General features: G+C 76.3%; 1 protein-coding gene. It reads right to left on the bottom strand.

The window, feature by feature from the left end; translation table 11 throughout:
- The coding region (locus ABD363_RS32315; RefSeq protein WP_344610021.1) for a polyketide synthase dehydratase domain-containing protein at positions 1 to 2,112 on the bottom strand (2,112 nt) is incomplete at both ends.

The following is a 2,112-nucleotide window of genomic DNA, read 5'->3' as shown; positions in this document are numbered from 1 at the left end:
CCATGCCCACCCCACCGGCCGCGGCATGCACCAGCACCGACTCCCCCGCCCGCAGACCGGCCAGATCCACCAACGCGTAATACGCCGTGAGGAACACGATCGGCACACTCGCGGCCTGCTCGAACGACCAGCCCTGCGGGATCGGGGCCAACTGGCGGGCGTCGGCGACCGCCGTCGGGCCGAAGGCCGCATCCAGCATGCCCATCACCCGGTCTCCCACCGCCCACCGGTCCACCCCGGGGCCGACCTCCACGATGACCCCGGCGCCCTCCAGGCCCATCCGGCCCGCGTCGCCCGGGTACATGCCCAGCACGTTCAGCACGTCGCGGAAGTTGACCCCCGCCGCCCGCACCCCGACCCGCACCTGACCCGGCCCCAGCGCCCGCGGCTCCTCCGCCACCAACGCCACCCCGTCCAGCCGCCCCTGAGCGACGATGTCCAGCCGCCACGCGTCCCCCACGCCCACCGGCGGCACCAGCACCCCGTCTCCCGCCATCCGCACCAGACGCGGCATCCACACCCGCCCGCCGCGCACCGCCAGCTGCGGCTCCGCCATGGCCGACACGGCGGGGAGGGTGTCCAGGGAGGCGGGATCGTCGTCGGTGTCCAGCAGCGCGAACCGGCCGGGGTGTTCGCTGATCGCGGTACGGACCAGTCCCCACACCCCCGCGGCGGTCACGTCGCACGACCCGTCCCCGGCGGCAGGGACCTGGACGGCGCCGGAGGTCAGCACCACCAGACACGATCCGGCGAACCGTTCGTCGGCCAGCCACGCCCGCACGTGTGCCAGTACGCCCGCCACCGTCCCCGGCACGTCCGGCGTGCCCTCGCCGGCTGTCCGGGGCACCGCCAGCAGCACGGTGTCCGGCACTGCCGCACCCGCGTCCAGTGCCTCCCCCAGCGCGCCGAGATCGGCGTACACCGTGGCGGCGAAGGGGGCGGGGACGGCCCCGACGGCGACCCGGACCGGGTGTGTCCGCGTGGACGGCTCCTCCGGGGCCGGGAGCCAGTCGAGCCGGAGGAGACCGTCCGGGCCGGACGCCGCGAACTGTCCGGGCGAGGGGGCCCGCAGCAGCAGCGAGTCGATCTCCGCGACCGGTGCGCCCGTCGCGTCCGCGACCCGCAGGGCGACCTCGCCGGGGCCGCCCACGGTGAGCCGGGCCCGTACGGTGCCCGCGCCCGCCGCCGACAGCGACACACCCGACCACAGGAACGGCAGCAGCGCGCCGTCCGGCGTCCGCGGGTGCAGGCCGAGGCCGTGCAGGACCGTGTCCAGCAGCGCGGGATGCAACGCGTACGAGGCGGCGTCCCCGGCGACCGGCTCGGGCAGCTCGGCCTCGGCGTACAGGTCGTCGCCGTGCCGCCAGACCCGGCGCAGCCCGCGGAAGGCAGGACCGTACCCGAGTCCGCCGGCGGCGAGCCGCTCGTACAGCCCCTCCAGTTCGGCATCCTCGACGGGCTCCGCGCCGGCCGGCGGCCAGACCCGCAGGTCCCAGTCCGGGGCGGGCGGCTCATCGGCGGCGAGGGCGCCGCTGGCGTGCAGCGTCCACGGCTCGTCCGGGTCCGCGTCCTGGGGGCGGGCGTACACGTGGAGCGTGCGCCGCCCGTCCGGCCGGTCGTCCTCGTCGTCCGGCCGCTCGTCGGCCGTGACGCTGACCTGGAGCTGCACCGCGCCCTCCACGGGCAGCACCAGCGGCCGTTCGAGGGCGAGTTCGGCCAGGTGCCCACAGCCCGCCCGGTCACCCGCCTGGACGGCGAGCTCCACGAAGACAGTGCCGGGCACCACCACCGAACCGGCCACCGCGTGGTCGGCCAGCCAGGGGTGCGAGCGTGTGGAGAGGCTGGAGGTGAGCAGTACGGCGTCCGAACCGGCCACCGGGACGGTCGCCCCCAGCAGCGGGTGATCCGCCCGCCCGAGACCGAGCCCGTCGGCGTCGGAGACCGGGGGCGGCGCGTCGAGCCAGTAGCGGTGGTGTTGGAAGGGGTAGGTGGGCAGGTCGACACGGTGGGCGCCGGTGCCGTCGAACAGGGCGGCCCAGTCGACGGCGGTGCCGCGGACGTACAGTTCGGCGAGCGCGGTCAGCAGCGTGTGCGGCTCGGAACGGCCCTCGC

It is taken from the genome of Streptomyces glaucus, from assembly GCF_039533365.1.
GTDB lineage: Bacteria > Actinomycetota > Actinomycetes > Streptomycetales > Streptomycetaceae > Streptomyces > Streptomyces glaucus.
Note: the sequence above shows the minus strand (reverse complement) of the source record. Positions and strands in the feature narration are given on the sequence as shown.